This is a genomic window from Ensifer sp. CCNWLY38 (assembly GCF_037120565.1).
GTDB lineage: Bacteria > Pseudomonadota > Alphaproteobacteria > Rhizobiales > Rhizobiaceae > Ensifer > Ensifer adhaerens_H.
In genome coordinates this window covers 26,852-44,759 of record NZ_JBBBBO010000015.1, presented here as the reverse complement: position 1 = coordinate 44,759, position 17,908 = coordinate 26,852, and the positions used below count along the sequence as shown (strand labels likewise).

Below are 17,908 nucleotides of genomic sequence, written 5' to 3'. Positions count from 1 at the left end.
GTGTCGCTCCGTTAACCGTTGCGGCTTTTTTGTGTTGCAACTTCAACTTGATCAATGTTCTCTGAATATCAACAGACCGTGGGAGTACCAATCTTGCCGAGTTCGCCGTTCGGCCTCATTCGCATATGGGCATTCTGCCTAGCCCTTTCGCTTGTGTGTAATCCAGCGCTCGCTGCTACAAAGAAATTTGGTCCCTTCTCGTTCGAGGAGAGTGACCCCAGCGTCATCACCCTCACGGGCGAGATCGACCTCTATTCCGCCCTGAACTTCAGGCGCGCGCTGCATGCATCACAGAAAGCCAGGTTGCTGGTGCTCGATAGCGTCGGCGGCGCTGTCCAGATGGCACTGTTGATTGCCGACGACGTGCATGAGAGGCGCCTCTCCACCTTTATTCCGAAAGGGAAAGGCTGCTACTCGGCCTGCGCCTTTATTTTTATGGCGGGTGTCGAGCGCCAGGTGGATGGTGAGCTTGGCGTCCACCAGATCTCCAGTGAATCGAACGACCTGGTGAACGCACAGCTGTCAATTTCCGATATCATCGACATGCTCGCTCGTTTCGATACGTCGGCAGAAGTCATGACAACGATGTTCAAGACGCCTCCGTCGCAGATGCATGTGTTCTCGAGCGAGGAAATCAGTCGCTACAAACTCAATCGCAAGGGCGCGGCGACGGCCTCGAACGAGCCAACCCCCACAACTCCGGCCGTCAGTCTCGAGAACGCCTCACCCTCGACGGGCAACTTAATCGCGGTCCCCAACCCTGAACCAAACAGCCAACAAATTGCGGCTACCAACCCTTCGCCCCTCGATCCCGGTCAGAGTGGGAAGCTATCGGCAATTGAAGAGTTTGCCCGCAAGCCGACGCGTATCGCCGTCTACACGGGCCTTGACCTGTTCGGCGATGACCTCGCTTCAAAGAGGACCGTCGACGTCGCCGAATGCGCTACGAGCTGTCTAGAGATGGACGGCGTCTGTAAAGCTTTCACCTTCAATGCCAATCCGAAGATTGTGCGGGGACCGAATTGCTTTCTGAAGGCAACCGAAGGTCGTGCGGACGGCAACTCGGTCGCTATCTCTGGGAAATTCCTGGCGAGCGCAGACCCAGACCCAACGCCATTTAGCATGGGCACAATCGATCCGAAGAAGGCGCTATTCGAGGATGTTGATCTGCCTGGAGGCGACCTGGGCGTTCGCGCGTCAATCGCAAACGCAACGCCACTTCAATGCCGACTGGCTTGTATCGACAATGACCGGTGTGTTGCATTCACCTACATCAAGAAAAAGAGGGAATGCTGGATGAAGGGCGCCGTCAGCACACCTCTTTTCAAGTCCGGCATGATTTCCGGTGTGAAGTCATTCCAAACGTTTGCACCAGCGAAGGTTGTCGGACTCGACTGATACCTGACCATACCCCTATCTGCAGCTCCTGATGGGATCCGAACCGTCGTCCCGCGAGGGGTCATCCCGACCGCCGCCGGTCGTGGTGAACAACAACACACCTCGCATGACGACGACGAACTGCAATAGGTTCGGGAACACCGTCTCCTGCACAAGCTACTAAGTGCACGAAAGGGCTGCAGCTCGGCGGCCCCTTCACCCTTTGCCAATGATCACGAACACGACCCGCCTGATCGCCTCTGCTTGCGGCCCCGTCGCGAATGACCCAACTCGGACGGACTCTCGCGAACCGTCAGCTCGGCTGATTTATGGGTTCACGGCCTAAATCAATCTGCCAATCTCCGTGGCTCCCACTCGTCATCATCCTCTTGAAACGGCGACCGTTTACTCGCCGCGGCCTCTAGACTCGCACAACGGCCAATCACTCGGCTCTGCCGGCTTTCGAATGCGTCTCCCTATTGATCGCCTTGTGGACGAGTATACATCACGGTGATCCACCTTGCCGCGCAATGGCGCGTTTTGTACAGTCGCACTGACATACTGACTGAGTCGAAGAGAACGGTCCTAAAAGGTTGGTCTCGCGCCAGATTTCGAGGAACGAGAAAGCCAGCATGCACGGACCAGAGATTCTGACGAGAACCCTATCCCCAACAACTCGTCGTGACCGATTCGGTAACCTTTGGCAGTACCATTCTCGTAGCGACCATCATTCCAAGGTAGCTTGTTGGGGTGTCATCTTCGATCTTCTTGCAACCACTCCCCTGCTGCGACGGCACGTCGAGGCAGGGGTCGTTTGTTTCGGCATCAATCATGAGATGCGAGACTTCGTGCACGATCGCAAGAAGAACCTCGACCTCGTCCTTTGTACGCCCAGTGGACCAGCAAGTAACGATACGCTGGTCAGCATTGCGGCCGACTACGCCATTCAGCTGAACGATGCCGAGCGCGCCATTCTAGACGGTCTTCCAAGGCTTATCCGTGCTCCGGTCGGTTCGGTGGTCATGGCGCTAGAAGCCAAGGCATGCATGACCGCACATCAACGCGCGCTACCGCGGCTCTATGATGAGTTGAATTCCTCGCATCTCACTGTACATGGGGCCACCGAACAAGCGATCGCCGTCGGCTTCACGATGGTGAACATTGCCGAAAACTATCTCAGTCCCGATCTCAATAAGAAGAACAGGGCAACCGAACCCGAGTGGAGCCGGCACAAACAGCCGAGGGACGCGCAACTCGCCATCGACAAGATCAAGCAGTTGCCTCGCCGCTCGAAAGTCGGAGACGTCGGGTATGATGCTCTCTCGATCGTCGTGATCGACATGCCGAACGATGGAACACCCGTCGAGCTAATCAAGGCCGCGCCCGCACCCCAGCCCGGCGACATCTATCATTACCACACCATGATCGCCCGGCTATCTGGGATCTATGCGACGCGCTTCAAGGATCTTGCCTAACTTCGAACGCATCCGATCTTTCTCACACTCCCAGACGATGACCACATAATAGCCGCTTCGCCTCAGACTCCGGATGGCCTGTGCATCCCTTCGGCGATTGTCGCGAAACTTCGCCGTCCAAAAATCGGTATTCGTCTTGGGTACCGTCGCCTTCCGGCACCCCGTATGGTGATGCCAAAAGCAGCCATTAACGAAGATAGCCCAACGACGAGCTCGATTGGCAAAATCCGGGCTACCGACGAGCTGCTTGACGTTCTTGCGATATCGGAGCCCCATCTCACGAAGGATGCAGGCCACCAGCGTCTCGATCCGAGTGCCCCTTTGGCGGACACCGGCCATCCGAGCCGAAGTGACCGGATCTGGTCGTGAGGCCATCATTCCGCCGCTACGGCGCATCCGATGTCCTTCTGGCTCTCAAAGGCCTCCACGCGCGCGAGGTGACCGCGAAGGCGATCCTGAAAACCATCCGCAAATCGCAGGGTCGCACGCTCGGTTCTGGAGAGAAAACCGCGCGTGGCACGCGCCGAAAGAGGCTTACCGTAGTGCTGAAGGAACTCGACGAGAGCTGGACGCTCTTCCCACAGGGGATAAGAGTTGATTGACACCGAGTATCGGCGCTTTCCGTCGAAGCGGGCGGCCTTGGGCCAGCGCCCGTCTGCTGGCAGATCGCCGTCTCTATGGACGTCATAGCGCGAGGGAGATGCCAAGCGTTCGCCTAGCCACTTGGCGACCGGAACTGAGACCGCATTACCGACGAGTGACCAACGCAACGATGGCCGACCAACCTGCTCCGCAGGCTTGGTCCAATCCTCGGGAAAACCTTGAAACCGCTCGGCGTCGCGAATGTCCGGTGTGATGACGCCCCCTGTCGGAAGAAGTATGGCCGGCGGGGAAGCAATACCGACGGTCGATCCGTTCTTCAGCGTCGGGATCGCATCGGGAGCCCACCCGAGTCCACGAACACCCTCGGTCCAGTAAAAGCCATGCGCACGCGCGTCGAGATCGGTGGCCGCCAACTGGGGCTCGGCCTCGTCAGCCAGAACCACCGAAGCGGGATCGACGTCGGTCGTCGTGGCGACGAAGAGCACGCGCTCGCGGCGTTGGGGAAGAAACGACAGACTATTGACGACGCGATAAGCCCATCGATACCCGCGCTCCTCGAAAGCCTCGATGAGGATGCGCATCGCACGTCCTCTATCCAATTGCAGCATGAAGGAGACGTTCTCGAGCACGACCCAGGGTAAGCGACGTTGATCGAGTAGCCGAAATACCTGGCCAACCAAGCCAGAACGAGAACCGTCGATACCAGCCGTCAGTCCTGCTTGGCTCAGATCTTGACATGGGAAACCACCCACGAGGACTTCGACCTCGCCGGGCAATGCCTTCAGGTCACGGACGTCTCGCTCGCAAGGAACCTCTGGCATCCGCGAGGCGAGAACCGCGCGCGCCGGCTCCCAGATTTCGCAAAGTATGCTCGTTTCATGGCCGGCCGCGGCAAGCCCACTTTCCAACCCGCCGACGCCAGCGAACAACCCTGCGACCTTCACGCTCGACCTTCCTTATTACTTGCCGACCACGCCGTTGCCGCCCGTGAATCGATTGCATCGACGGATCACAGCTGTGGCCAAAGTTCCGATTTTGTTCTCGATTGTCAACCCAATCTCGATGCAAAGAACGTCCCATCCGGCCCATTTTCCACGATGAACGGCGCTTCGATTGCCTGAAGCTGTTGAGCAATCGGCGCTAAGGGATCGAATGTGATCGCACCGGCAGCTCGCCACGAACCGACCCCTTGGTCAAAGAAGACGGTGCCGGAACCCTTGGAAGTCCGAAAATCGAGCCGCCGACGATGAGGAATTTCGCGGTTAAGGACGAGATTCACTGCGGGCGATACCCGTCCGAGGAGATGTTGAAGCACCACGTTGCGCTCGGCAACGTCCGGCCAGTCGTCCTTCAAGGTTTTGCCCACGCGCGGCCGCCGATTGTCTCGACGCTGTTCGAGCGTATCGACCCCCAGCAGCGTGTTCTCATCTGCGAAGCCGGCGAACAGCTCGGCAACGAGTCGCACGACCAAAGGGCTGAACAGATACCGATCTGCGTATCGAAGCTCCATGCATGGCGCGGAGAGCACCTCCGCGAGCGCCTCGCTTCGTGCCATCATGAGGGCCCTCAGGCGCTGGCCGAAGCCCGTTGCCGGACCGTCTAGCTCGGCACCCACTTCAAAAATCGTCTCGCGAACGCGCTCCACGAGCAGCGAGCGAGAATCGAGCGGCGCGACAGAAGCCGATCTTCGAGCGGGAGTACCGCGCACGATAGGGGCAGACGAAGTGCTCGCCCAATTCGGACCGATCTGATAGGCGCCGAGACCGAGCGACCGCCATGCCGTCACGTGGTCACCGCTCGACACAAAAGCCAGGATGTTGGCATCGCTTGCGGTCAGTGGACGCAGCACCGCCCGTGCCCGTTCGATCCAGAGCGCGACGCGCCGCCGGATCACCGGATCAGCCCTATCCAGTAGGTTCGGATCCACCGCGACCGTAACTACGCGCCCGCGGGCGCCCCACCGCTCGATGATCGGTGTCATCGACCAAGCATCGAAATCCCAGTCAGCCGGGTCGCCGTGGAGAGCGACCGTGAGCTCGGCCGCGGGTTCGCTTGCCATACGCTCGTTCAATGCGAGGGACAATGATGTCGGCTCGTATGAGGAGGACGCTCCAAAGAGTCGATGTTCTTCGGGAAGCACTAGACGGCCGAGCGTCGTCGTCAAGAGCGCATGGGCGGTCGCCCGATCGGTCGCCTCGACGGAATGCTGCGCATCAGGGGCCAGAACACAGCGGGGGCATGCTCTGACCGCGTCGGGATCGCCACAGCGCCCTGCCGAGGTGCAGTCCAAGAAGGCTCGCGCCTCGCCCAGCAGCGTGACCGGATCGCGGGCGATGGAAGTCGAGAATCCAGCGCCACCGCTCGCACGGTCGAAGATGACTGCGCTCCAATTGTTGGCCCCGTTCACACTCGGCGCTTCGGGTGCGGCGAAACCCATTTCGTCAGCATCGATGCCGAGCCGCTTGGCGACCGCTTCACGTAGGGCGAGCGCTATCGTCAGCGCGACGTGACGGGAACGGCACTCGTAAAGCTGTATTTCACAAAGATCGGTGCGAATCTCATGCCCCAGCATGAGCCTTCTGGCGACGGCAAATGGCGCAAATTCCGGAGCACCGCTACAGGTCTCCCCGTCAATTGCAAGCGGCGCACCCCTCAAGGGCCGGTGGCCGGCCAAGCCGGTTCCTCCGACTTGGTCTACTTCTGCCTCGGCACGCCCGCAGTGAAGACAGAGTGCGTAGCCGTGGCCATTTTCCCCAGGATTGAACCAGAAAACCGTTCCGTCGGAACTTGCTCTGATGCGCCCTACTGAGGGATCTGGAAAAGCGCGCCACGGAGCTTCCCGCGTCGACACCCAGGGATCGACGACGGATCCACCACCAAGCTCAGTGGGGTCGTCGTGGACCCTGAACCTGACGTCGACCGAAAAGCCCGCCGGGCTGATATAGCGACGCGATTTCTGGTTGTTCGACCCGCACTCGGCGCACGGACCCTGCTCGAGTGCCGAGGGCTTTGACGAGAGTGCACCGCAGCTGTTGCAGGACCACATAGTCCTCAAGCTCTGGACTTCGCGAAGGCCCGCCTCGGACACGGGGCGTTGCCAGTTGAGCGTGATACCGGCGGATTCCCGGACGACACCGTCGACGACGATGCCGCGTCCAGGAGCATATTCGTAAATGCCGATCTCGCGGGAGCGAGACGGGTAGCCGCGTCCGAAGCTCTGCTCCTTCGGCTCGCCGTCCTCCGCTTTCGCTCGGTCCTTTGCAGCCCTTTCACTCGCAGTCTCTGTGACGAACTGAACCACGTCCGTCGGAAAGCCGTAGGACGGCAAGAAGCCTCTTCCCGCGAGCTCACCGAGCAGGTACCCCCTCTCGAGGCGACGACGCTGCAGTTCGCGAGCGCGATTGACTGCAGAGAGCTCCACGTCTCCCGAGCTGCCGGTCCCGCTCGCGGGTTCCAGCGCCTCCCATTCCGCCTGGATCTCGTTAGCGATCCGATCCATTCGATCGCGCAGTGTTTCTATGAGATCCCAGCCTGGCGAAACGGGTGTACCCGCCAAGACTGTCACCAGTTCCGTCATCAGTGCATCGTCAGTCGGGACCCCGTCCAGCCAAGCCGTAAAGGCTGTTGCGGGGGAAGCACCGGTGTCCTCACTCGTCTCGGCCGCAAGCGCGAAGAAGGTACCATTCGTAAGTTTGTGCAACTCCGAACCGAGTCCGCTCAGGAAACGCGCGAGCAGAAGCGCAGCAGCGTGGCGCGTGGCAATCGTCGGACTGTCGAGGCTGACTTGAGGCGTGCGGACCTGGCGGTTGAGATAGTCGGCGGGGTTGGCGATCGTCATTCGGTCGAGCGGACGGTCCTTGCAAAGCGTGAGCCCGACTGCAATGGGCTGGCGCTGGCGCCCTGCGCGCCCGACGCGCTGACGGTAGTTTGCGATCTCAGGCGGTGCGTTGGTATTCAGGACGGCTTCGATACTCCCGATATCGACACCCATTTCCATAGTCGTCGAACATCCCAGGACGTTGATCTTTCCCTCCTTGAACGCCTTTTCATACTTCCTGAGCGTCGTGCTTGCCTGCTGGGCGGAATGTTCGGCTGCCCGAAGCCAGGGCGAGAACTTGGCCGCACGATCTTGCTGGTCTCCCCACATGCCTGCCCGGCGCAAACCGACTACGGATACATCAGTCTCCAACCAAGCATCCAACTCGTCTTCGCTAGCCGCACTCCCATCGGATCGGCGCCGCCAGGAAAATGGCAGGCGCGGGAGCGAAATCTTTGCAGCTACGGGATGAATACCGTCGACGTCGTATGGGCTCAGCCCTCTGAGCGTTGTATCGAGTAGGCGCCGGGTCGTCGGGCACCAAAATGCCTCGTCCACCTTAGCGACGTTCAGTTCCCCAAGCCTGAAACGGAAACCATTGTCCGACGCGGCCATGTAGCGCCTCAGCACCCGCCACGCCTCTTCCAGGACTTCGGACACTTTGTCCTTGTCAGCTTGTTTGTCGGGGTCGAGTTGCAACGCCTGGAATAGCAGACGCACGACGCGCGTCAGGCGGCGACCATAGGGATTGGGCCAGAACCGCACATACCGGCTCGATCTGTCGCCCGGAGCCCACGGCTTGACCTCTATGTGACTTTGGCGTCGATCGATCCAGTTGAGCCACCAACGCGGAAAATCGAGCGCAACGTTCGTTCGGAGAAAATGCGTTACGAGCAATCGGAGCAGATCGCGCCAGTCGTCCTCGCTCAGCCCCAGCGCGCGTGCCGGTGCGGGGACTGCCACCGCTGCACGGTCGATGCCAGGGAGCTCGAAACGAAACAGCCCAAGTGTCTCCGCGGAATTGGCGCGGACCGGTCGCCGCATTGCCTCCCGGTAGAGAAGAAACTCAGCGAGAGTTTCACTATCGTCAAAGCGATCGTCGCGATTGGACGTGGTCCACAGAGCTCTCAAGAAGTGGTCGACGGTCGTGTGCCTTGCGAGCCGCTGTACCAGCTCACGCCACGGTTTTGCCGCGCCACCTAACAACTGCGATCGCTGCGCTTCCAAGTTGGCTGCGATTTGCGCGAGCGTAGGATCGTCGGGGTATTTTCTGAGGTTTGCTATCTGAGCCTCGATCGACTTCAATTCCTCGGAGTCGACCGGCGCAGTCTCCTGCACGAAATGATAGATGAACCCGCGAACGAAGGTGCGTTCAGATGCGATCTGAACATTCGCCGCGTGACGTGCTGTCCCTTGGCGCGCGTCGGTGAAAGTAATGAGGCGACGGCCGTCGAACGGCAGCGGCTCGGTGGAACTGGGTTCGGGTGAGAGGTCCGCGAGGAATCCGGGCGTGATCTGTGCCATCAAGAACGGGGCGCCGGCCACGACTGGCCGCATCGCTCCGCGCCGCGGGTCGACACGGTCCGGTGCCTTCCTGCAGCTTGGGCAGCACGAGATGTCGTCGCTCGCCGCAAACGTGAGTGAAGTCCCCTCGTCGGCGTCACAAAGGCCGGTCTCGAGTTCGACACAAAGGATTGGCGACCCTGCCCTGGGAGGAAGACTCAGATATCGACGAGAGAGAATTGTTGGGGCGACGACTTGAGCTGCCGACTCGTTCTCATCGTCGTCGTCTGAATCAGTCGTGCCCTCACGTTCCAGCGTCTGCTCGAATTCATCCTCATCGTTACCTTCGCTCCACGCGGCGATACGCCCGCCAGCATCAAATTCTTCGGCTCGCAGAGCACCATCACCGCAGTGCGTGCAGCAAACCCATTCGAGGACGATCGAATCACAATGTGGACAATGCTCGCGTGCATCGGTGAAGATGGCACCATATGGCCAATCCGACGCATCTTCGCGTGGGGGGCTGCCGAGACATTCCGAATTGACGCATGCCCACAACCCCGACACCGTACGGTGAAAGAGGTGTATTCGGCTCGGAAGGATCGCGTCACCGCCACTGGCCGCCATCGTCGGATCAGCCTGGGGATCACGCGCCCTCGCAGCTTGGACGAGCATTTGCGTCGCATTCTGGCGATGCCCCGTCAGTTTGGAAGCGCAAGCCTTCCATTCGCCCCATGAGTAAATTTTGCCCGAACGAAGCTCCTCGCGTGCTGATCGAAGCACTGTCGACTGGGCGAGCATGCGCCCGCTTTCGAGCGGATCGAGTGTCGCCAAGGAAGGCGGGACAAACGAGCGTCCTTCGAATTGGCCCGGAGCTGGGGGGAGAGGGGCACGATGTCCCTCGACGACGTGGATCGCTTCGTCTGGCGCCCCGGAAAGTTCGCGCAAGAAACGATGGAGGTCTCCCCTGCCCCGCTCTCCTCCGATCGTAGCAGAGGTAGCGACGTAACGTATCTGGTCCGGTCTCCGCCCGAAAGCCAAGGCGACCCGTCGGAGCAGCAGCGCGATCTCGGCGGCTTGGGCGCCCATGTACGAGTGCGCCTCGTCGAGCACGATGAAATCGAGCTTGCCTTGGGAGGCTGCCAAGATTGGAGCGTCGTTCTGCCGAATGAGCATGTATTCGAGCATCGTGGCGTTGGTCACGAGAACCGGCGGCGGCGAGACCCGAAGTGCAGCTCGATCGCCAACTCGCCAAGGCTTCTGCGCGCGTGTGTCGGCGCGCGCTGTGTTCGGCGTTTCGCCGTTATAGAGGCAATATCTCAATGCCCCGCCAAAGGGCTCGAACCATTTTTCGAGTCGCTCTTCCTGGCTGCTGATGAGTGCGTTCAGCGGATAGAGCATCAGGGCGCGCACGCCCTCCAGCGGACGGCGTCCACCATCGGACAAGCGAACGAGCCGATCGAGGATGGGCACGAGGAAGCATTCGGTCTTTCCCGATCCGGTGCCGCTCGATACGATTGCCGACTGGGGCTCATCGGCAACCAGATGCTCCCAAGCCAGCGCCTGGTGTACATACGGGGGGAACGAAACCGACCGGAGCACATCGATCGTACGCGGATCCAGGAGGCCGGGTTTCAGACCGGACCAGCCGCTCGGAAGTGGAAGCCAGGGAAAAGCACCTTCTATGAATGGCTCGGCGATGAGCGACTCGGGCGCTCCCGCTGAAGCTCCCCATCGTTCCCGAAGATATTCGGCCAGTGTGCGCGACTTCGGTCGCAACATCCCGATCACGGCCTCGGCCGCCTGTTTCGGCAGTCGCTCGATCATTCGGTCGAAATCTATCATCGTCTCCCCTCACCGCTCCCAGCGAAGCCACAAAGGACTTCGTCGATTCCCATAGGCACGATCGCTTCGAAATACTCTGGATCATAGAGCCACGCGTCTCGGCACCTTCGCAGTTCCGTTTCGTCGAGCGTACGGCGACCGGATGCATGGTCGACGATTGCGAACGGCGCAGTAATCACGTGCTCAAAGATGGAATCATACGGATCCGAATAGGATCGATGCGCCGCCAGGATTCTCGGCCCGAGCAGTTGCTGGGGCGGAGGGTCGACATCATCATGGCGACTTCTCATCCGGTCGATCTCGCTGCGTTTGCTCGCATTGCGTCTTATTTGAAGAAAGTGAACCGCCGCACCATCGATCGCCTTTCCTTCGCGTGTCATTTCGGTCGCGACAAGCATCAAGAAGACCGCCTTGGCATGCCCCGCTAATTCGGGCCGGAGGCCGACGATTTCACTCAGGGCGGACAATACGTTGCGATAGATGACGTCAGCGCCAATGCCGATCTCCGCCAGTCGTGAGCGTACGTCCTCGATACGCGCGGAGAAGGCACCCAACCAGCCTTCTATGGTGGTCGACGCCCAGATGAACGGCAGATCGCGTTGGAGATCGAGCAGTGCAGCTCGCTCTTCGAGAGATTCACAGAACGCAAGCAATAAGCTGGCAACGCGCGGTGAACGATCGAGGACTTTCAACGCGTCTATCGACGAAATCGGCAGCCCCTCACGTCGAGCGAGTACGAGCAGTTCGATGAGGGTGCGACGATCACGTGGAAGGACTTGATCCGAGTTCGAGTATGCCTCAGCGAACGCGGTTGCACGTGCACTTGTTGAATCCGTGCGGATTGCGCGCTCAAGCAGGGTTTCCTCGCCAGTTGGTGCTCCGTCAACCGCTGGCACGATCCTTGGGCGTATCCTTGCACCGCTGCTTCGTCGGCCATAGATCAGCCAAGGGCCAGCGGAGAGCTTCTCACTCAGCTCCGCGCTCATTTCGGCTTGGCTTGCTGGTCCGGTCACGGTAGCTGCGCCGGCTGCAGGATGACAGATCGCGATGCAACGGAGATCGAGCCGGTGGTTGGTCTCGAGCCGCGAGAACGCGCCGGGCACGGGTGGTGTGAACGGATCCACGTCTTCGGCGTACCACCGCACCTCTGCAATGTTTTCAGTGGCGCCGGTCGCAGATAGTACGATACGCGCGTCCAAACTTTGGGAGCTGCCTAGCAACTGCGTCATCACGTCTGTAAAGGCAGATAGGGGAACCTCGCCAGAAATGGAGCGGGCAACCATCAGTCGCGGAGTGTCTCTTGCCTGGAGTTCCATGCACAACGACGTCGGCCGCATTGCGAGAATGCGTAGTCCCTTCAAGCCGTCAATGGAAAGGGTCGAGCGCGACTTGACGAGTGCGTCATCCGCGTCGATCAGACGGAGATCAGAGCTCGGATCGGTCATTGTGAGCGCCAGTTCCGCGTCCCACCGCGGTCTGACCTCTATCAACGGCTTGCTGCTAGGGGGGCCGAGCACGACCACCGCGTCAGCACCTTCGAATCGAACCTCTAAGTTCGTTGACGCTCGCGCCGCAAGCAACCCTGCTTCCAGGCCGCTGATCCGGAGCTGTCGTCGCCCCCGTTCGAATGCAATCTGGAAGGCATTTGGAACAATCGAGGCAGCGACCAAGTATTGAAGCTCGCCGTTCTCGATTACCGCCAGGTCGATGTCGCCCCAGGGCTTGCCGCTATCGATTGGGTGCCATCTTCCTCTCCCGCGCGGCCGCGAGTGAAGTGTATGACGCCTCGGCGCCGAGAGATGCCCGTCCCTTTCGATCCACACCTGAGGAAGGCCCAGAAACACCGACTCACGCACGTTGCGCAACAAGTCTCCGACCAACACGAGCCGCGCGTCGGCGTCGCGATCCGCCATCGTTCGCCACGTCCATCGTGCGCCATCCAGCGTCAACTGAGCCGTGCCGCTGAAGTTGACGATACGACGGTTGGATCGTTTGCAGAGGCCTAGATCGCTGTAGCCTTGTGAAAACGAGAGCGCGTGAAAATGCTCCTCGCGTACAGCGAGTGCGAGCGCCGGCCGAGTCGTGCGGACGGGAGATGTACCTAGCACACGCAGACTCACCGGCCTCTCTCGCTCGTCGTGCTGCTCGATCTGGAGTGCGACGACTGGGGCATGTAGAGCCTCGCCCCCCGTGGCGACGAAGTCGCCAATTGTAGTGCTTCCGGCTTGTACGGCGAGCCGCGCCTCTTCCTCAAGCGCGAGAGGCGCATCGAACGTGGCTACGAAAGCTCGCAGCTCGTGAACATGAACGTCATCCTTCTTATAGGTCTCAATGGCCGCCACTGCGGCGAGCTCCTCGCAATACGGGGGGCGCGGAACTACTCTGACGCGGCGGCCTTGCCGAATGCTCCCGGCGATACTTGGCGGCAATCGCCTCAGATCCACCCGACCCGACAAGCCGAGCGATGCTCGAGCGATCCAATCTTCGCCACTGCGAACGAGATGGCGGGTAATGTCGAGAGCGGCACTACCATCTTCTCGGGCCCGCACGATCTCCTCGACCATGGACCGAACGTCGTCGCCTTCAACCTCGAAAGGGAGTTCCTCTCGCCAGCGAGGATTGCTCTGATCGAGAAAGTCGACGGGGTCGCCTCTAACTTCGATTGAAGGGAGTGATGCGCGAAGCTCGGCGATCTTCTCACAGAGTTCGCTGGCCGGCTCGAAAAGCGCCTGCGCCAGCCGATCCGAAACGCGCCACGCTTCGGCGCCAACGGCATCTCGTATCGAGAACCCTCTTTCTGCGCATAGAATGGAATTCTTGAGCCACGATGAGATCCGAGGATCCTCGCGCACCGACGCCACCGGAAACCCAGCCTCGCGCACCACGGAAAGTAGCCGTTCGCCGCCATGCGGCATGGGTCTTCGCCAGACGCGAAGCCCCGTAGCGACGAAGTTCTCGACGTCTTGGTAGCGCACAGACGCGTGGGTGCCATACTCGTAACCGATCGAACGTAGCGGGCGGATCCAGTCCCAATGGCCACCGCCGCGCTCACGCCTAAACCATTCCGCAATGTGCGACACCAACAGTGCCGCGCCGAAACTGTTATCGATTGCCCGCGGACCGTGCCTCCGCAATATCGTGGCGACGTGTTCGTACTCCGATCTTGAGAACCGATAAGCATAAAGCGGCCTAGCATCGGGCTCCCCTAGAGCGCGAGCCTCCAGTAACGACCGAAATGCATACATCAGTTCCGTTGGCGCGCCCAAGCTTCCCCCTTACGCGCAGTCTTCTCCGCAGTTCAGCGCCTTTGGCCGCTATTCGCCAGCACAATCGATTTCAACTTGGCTGATTCCGACTCAACAAGTCGTTGTATGTTATTCGTCGCGGAACTAATGCGCTACCGCGCAAGTGCTTGGCTTACCGCAGGCCCGCCGAGGTCTTCATGGCGCATTTGCGCGAATGCGCGTAGTGCCCCACCCTTCACACGTCAATGTTGCGCTTGGATTAGATTCCCCAAAACAAGAACCACTTGCCAGCCCGATTATGGAACTTTCATTGCCGGAGCGATGACCTTGAAAGACGGCCGTCCTATGGAAACTTGCCAATGGGAACGCATGCCACCATAAGTGGAGGAGGCGCAGTTGGCTGAGGTAGGGCATGATCGTAAATCACAAAGGTCAAAAGATTAGACGTGTCGGAAGCGGAGCACGTAGGACCTGGGTTACGGTTAAAGACAATCGGACCGTTACCGCCACGGACCTCACTCAAAAAAAACACGCTGGGGCGAGCGCCGTCGTGTGGATTGAAAGAGTTGAGAAGCACCCCCTAACAAAACTTGCGGGATGGCTCATCGCAATCTTCTCCGCTTGGGTTCTTTGGAATACCTACGACCAGATCCAGCAAGACCTACTAGATCGTAGGGAAGAACGCGCGGCGCGACAGGAGGAGAGAATTGATCGAGCCTGGACCAGACTGCAACAACGCGCTGGTGGCGATATCGGGAAAGGCTATGCGCTTAACACGCTCATAAATGCCGGCGTAAGCTTGCAGACTCTGGATTTGTCGTGCGCAGCCATCGCCAAGTGGGATCCCCAACGCAACATTTGTGAATCTAGGGCTGTATTCAGTAATATAGGACGAGAACTCGGCGTTTTCCCGGATTACGAGGTTTACCTCGGCGAAGCAGAGATGGCGTACACGGATCGACCTAATTCTATTGGCAACCTTAATTTATTAAGTATGTCTTCGGCAATTTTACAATATTCCGACCTACGCTCAATGTATTTTAACAGTATTAAATTTGATAATATTTGGATATTCGCGAGCAATATGCGCGACACAGTTTGGTTCTCCGACACAAGAATAGTCGTAGTTGGATCCGGACTTGCGCATTCTTCCTTCTCCGGCGCGCTCAAGGAATCCCGCATCGAGCGTAGCGACGTAACTGGCATAGTCGTAGCGGACGAGAACTTTTCGGAGGTGCTCGCAACTGATACGCGCAACAAAAACTGGGCTTGGGCGGACCAGCCTCCAATGCTGTCGACAAAGTTCGCCCCGACACGACGACCCGTTCGCAAAATCCTCGAGCGCATAATGCTGTGCGATCCGCGGGTTCGAACAGAAATGCTAAGCGAAAAACGGGATTGGACCAGGTTTTTCGAGGATGGCCCACGCTTTGCCGAACTCAGTCCATGGGAGGAAGCGCGAGACCGGTGCGTCGAACTTTCAATAGAGACCGCCGCTACACGCTTTCCGGATGTGTATAAAAACCTAAACATCGAACACTGAAAAGGACATTCCCTGAAATTCTTAAGGGTGGAAACACGCAAGCCGAAATAGTCGCCGAGTGATCGCACTTGTTGGCAGGAAGCCCAAGCCCGGTCTGCTCGCCTCTCTTTCAAGGAAGCCAACACCACTGACATGCGGCTGCAGCGTTGCGAGCTCAAACACCTTGACGTCGCGTGCTTGCCAATTGACAACCGTAGGTGAAGCTTGTTGGTTGCCATGGGGTAAAGTTCTTGATGCCAGATTCGCTGGATACCGACCTTGAGGCGCTTGTGGCTTCTCATTTCCCTGGATTGCCAGCTTTCCGGATATGGGCCGACCGATTGACAAGCCTACCGCCAAATTCCGGCGACCCGGCTTTGCGGAGGAAAATACCCAACTTTGTCAAACTGGCTGACCAGGCACTCAAAGCGTCTCGTCCTGAGACCGCGGCTAACATCCTTGTTTTGACCTTGTACTGCGACCCCGTCAAAGCGCGTAGTGAAATTGGTGGTAGCGGCGTGCTTCGTTCCTCCAAGTACAACTTCGACGTTGGACTCTTGTCCCGAGTCGTCGAATTTATGCTCCCTCAGCTTAAGCAGCTGCAGACCCCCGAAAGCATATTCAACTATCTAAATTCTATTGAGAATCTTCTCAAAATCGGTCGCAAGTTCAGGCACTTAAACGGCTCCTTGCAAACGTTCGTCTCCAGAAATGAGCGGGAGGTGGTGAAATCCCTGATCGCACTCGTTGACACCTTCTTCATGGTGAAGAACGGAGGAAATTCGCCATATCCTGACGATCTAAACAGCTACACGAAAGAAGATCTGGCTGAAGGCGCATCTTATATCATTCATCTCCTTCACCGTACGACCGGAGTAAGCGACAGGAACTTTGCCATCCTGAATGGAGCCGGTTTAGAGCGAGGTTTGTACCACAAAGTACTCATCAAAGCGTCGAAACTGCGCCAGTTCACCGAGGCTGAGATCATGGTCGACGCATTCGACTACTCGGCGAACCTCAGACGCAAGAAGGTCACAATATCGCCCCCCTCGCCGGCGCTCGAAAAGAGCATCCGCCTTGGCTACATCATGAGTGATCAAGCGAGACAGCCCATGAAAGTGGAGCGGATCGCGGCGATGCGGAGGGGCGCCCCCTCCATTTTCGCGATTGCGGACAAGTTGTATGAATCGCATCGAGAGCAGCTCGTGAAGCTCCGAGAAACGCCGGTGCGGCGCTATGTTTTTGAGCTGATCGATCATCCAGCTTTTCGCGAGATCTTTAGCCACGACGGCCTCACCGTCGAGGAGAGAATATACTTGGAGGGTGTGCTGGAGTCGGAGCTAGTAACGTGGGACGTGATCAGAGATTTTCAAATGCGCCCGAGCGTAACATTCTTTGATCTTTTGAAGGTGCATCGGCTATTCATGTTCCTAGCCAGGCTTGCGACGAACCACCTGCATACCGCCTTGGTAGACGACCCAAAAACCGCCTACCAATCATTAGTCCCCGTATTCGAGAAGGCAAAGCTGCAGCGATTGCTAAGCTGGGCGGTACCTGAGGAGAAAGTCGTCCCCATCCTTGATCTTATGTCGTGGCGAAGCGGCGCGCCCGGCGTCATTGATATCCAATACAAAACAGTTCTCGATGGCGGGCGAACCTACATGGTCCCTCTCAACATAACAGGCACGGCCAATTGGTATCGAAATTACGCCTACACCGAAAAGAGGCGGCTTATCGAAGATGCTCAAGAAGACGGTGCATCTTGCATGCTTGAAGAAGCCCTGGCGGATGCAAGCCATTTCGTAAAAAGAGAATATGAAACCAAGCTTCAGAAGCAAAAGATCGAAGTGGACGTCCTTTGTCGCTTCGGTGAATACTTGTTTCTCTTTGAATGTAAGCACGCACTTCTTCCATGCAATGCATTCGAGTTGAGAACGTCCTATAAACACATGCAGACGGCAGCAACACAGCTCACAAAGGTAGTTGAATTATTATCCGACAAAGAGACCGAGTTGGAACTTTATAGGCGCCTAGGTTGGAAGGTCGGACCCGCAGCGGCGATCGTTACCTGTATAGTCTCGTCTAATGGGATGTTTCCGGGCCTCACCATCGATGGGCATCCGGTCCGAAGATTGGCGGAGCTAATCAATATGATCAAAACCGGCATCGTGAAGATTGTGGCCGCAAAGGTGACTGAAGATGAGCAGGGCCTGGATGTTCACACAAATACGGTGATTGAACGCAATCTATGGCGATCCGACAACCTTCACCCATCCTTTTTGCACCACTACTTGACAGATGAACTGCAGCTATTCGAATCTATGGTAGAGGTCGACCGCTCTTGTACGATCGACGATTGGCAATTGTGTTTCACTACTTATGCGTTGAATATTCCGTCGGTAGAGAATTCAATGTCGGTTGCGGCCACAGTCCGCTAGCCACACGGCAAATCGCCAAAGTTGGCACGGCTTCGCCACTGGCTCCCTCTCCAGAGCCAAATTTGGGCGCGTGGCGGGCTTGC

The 17,908-nt window shown here is 58.4% G+C and carries 8 protein-coding genes; 4 read left to right on the top strand and 4 right to left on the bottom strand.

Annotated elements, in window-relative coordinates:
- Positions 1-93: 93 nt before the first annotated feature.
- On the top strand, positions 94-1,398 hold the full coding sequence (locus tag V7S54_RS27380; RefSeq protein ID WP_336409382.1) for a PAN domain-containing protein: 1,305 nt from the start codon (positions 94-96) through the stop codon (positions 1,396-1,398).
- 827 nt (positions 1,399-2,225) lie between these two features.
- On the top strand, positions 2,226-2,852 hold the full coding sequence (locus V7S54_RS27375) for a hypothetical protein (protein WP_336409381.1): 627 nt from the start codon (positions 2,226-2,228) through the stop codon (positions 2,850-2,852).
- On the opposite strand, the gene V7S54_RS27370 is transcribed toward V7S54_RS27375, so the two are convergent.
- The 4 genes from V7S54_RS27370 to V7S54_RS27355 form a co-directional block, all read right to left on the bottom strand.
- Positions 2,811-3,191 (bottom strand): very short patch repair endonuclease, encoded by a 381-nt coding sequence (locus tag V7S54_RS27370; protein WP_336409424.1) that lies wholly within the window; start codon positions 3,189-3,191, stop codon positions 2,811-2,813. The genes V7S54_RS27375 and V7S54_RS27370 overlap by 42 nt on opposite strands.
- Positions 3,192-3,226: 35 nt before the next feature.
- Positions 3,227-4,399 carry a DNA cytosine methyltransferase gene (locus V7S54_RS27365; RefSeq protein WP_336409380.1) on the bottom strand — a complete coding sequence of 391 codons (1,173 nt, stop codon included), beginning with the start codon at positions 4,397-4,399 and terminating at the stop codon, positions 3,227-3,229.
- Positions 4,400-4,503: 104 nt separating this feature from the next.
- Entirely contained in the window at positions 4,504-10,620 is a 6,117-nt protein-coding gene (locus tag V7S54_RS27360; protein ID WP_336409379.1) for a DEAD/DEAH box helicase, read from the bottom strand.
- Complete coding sequence (locus tag V7S54_RS27355; RefSeq protein WP_336409423.1) at positions 10,617-13,865, bottom strand: STY4851/ECs_5259 family protein; 3,249 nt, start codon at positions 13,863-13,865, stop codon at positions 10,617-10,619. Before V7S54_RS27355 ends, V7S54_RS27360 begins: the two co-directional genes overlap by 4 nt.
- A gap of 412 nt (positions 13,866-14,277) precedes the next feature.
- Between V7S54_RS27355 and V7S54_RS27350 the strand changes: the two genes are divergently transcribed.
- Complete coding sequence (locus V7S54_RS27350) at positions 14,278-15,408, top strand: hypothetical protein (protein ID WP_336409378.1); 1,131 nt, start codon at positions 14,278-14,280, stop codon at positions 15,406-15,408.
- A 233-nt stretch (positions 15,409-15,641) separates the two neighbouring features.
- Positions 15,642-17,825, top strand: coding sequence for a hypothetical protein (locus V7S54_RS27345; RefSeq protein WP_336409377.1), 2,184 nt, complete (start codon positions 15,642-15,644; stop codon positions 17,823-17,825).
- Positions 17,826-17,908 lie beyond the last annotated feature (83 nt).

Coding starts and splice junctions, on each gene's coding strand:
- V7S54_RS27370 (WP_336409424.1), bottom strand. CDS start 3,191: ATGGCCGGTGTCCGCCAAAGGGGCACTCGGATCGAGACGCTGGTGGCC.
- V7S54_RS27360 (WP_336409379.1), bottom strand. CDS start 10,620: ATGATAGATTTCGACCGAATGATCGAGCGACTGCCGAAACAGGCGGCC.
- V7S54_RS27355 (WP_336409423.1), bottom strand. CDS start 13,865: ATGTATGCATTTCGGTCGTTACTGGAGGCTCGCGCTCTAGGGGAGCCC.
- V7S54_RS27350 (WP_336409378.1), top strand. CDS start 14,278: ATGATCGTAAATCACAAAGGTCAAAAGATTAGACGTGTCGGAAGCGGA.
- V7S54_RS27345 (WP_336409377.1), top strand. CDS start 15,642: ATGCCAGATTCGCTGGATACCGACCTTGAGGCGCTTGTGGCTTCTCAT.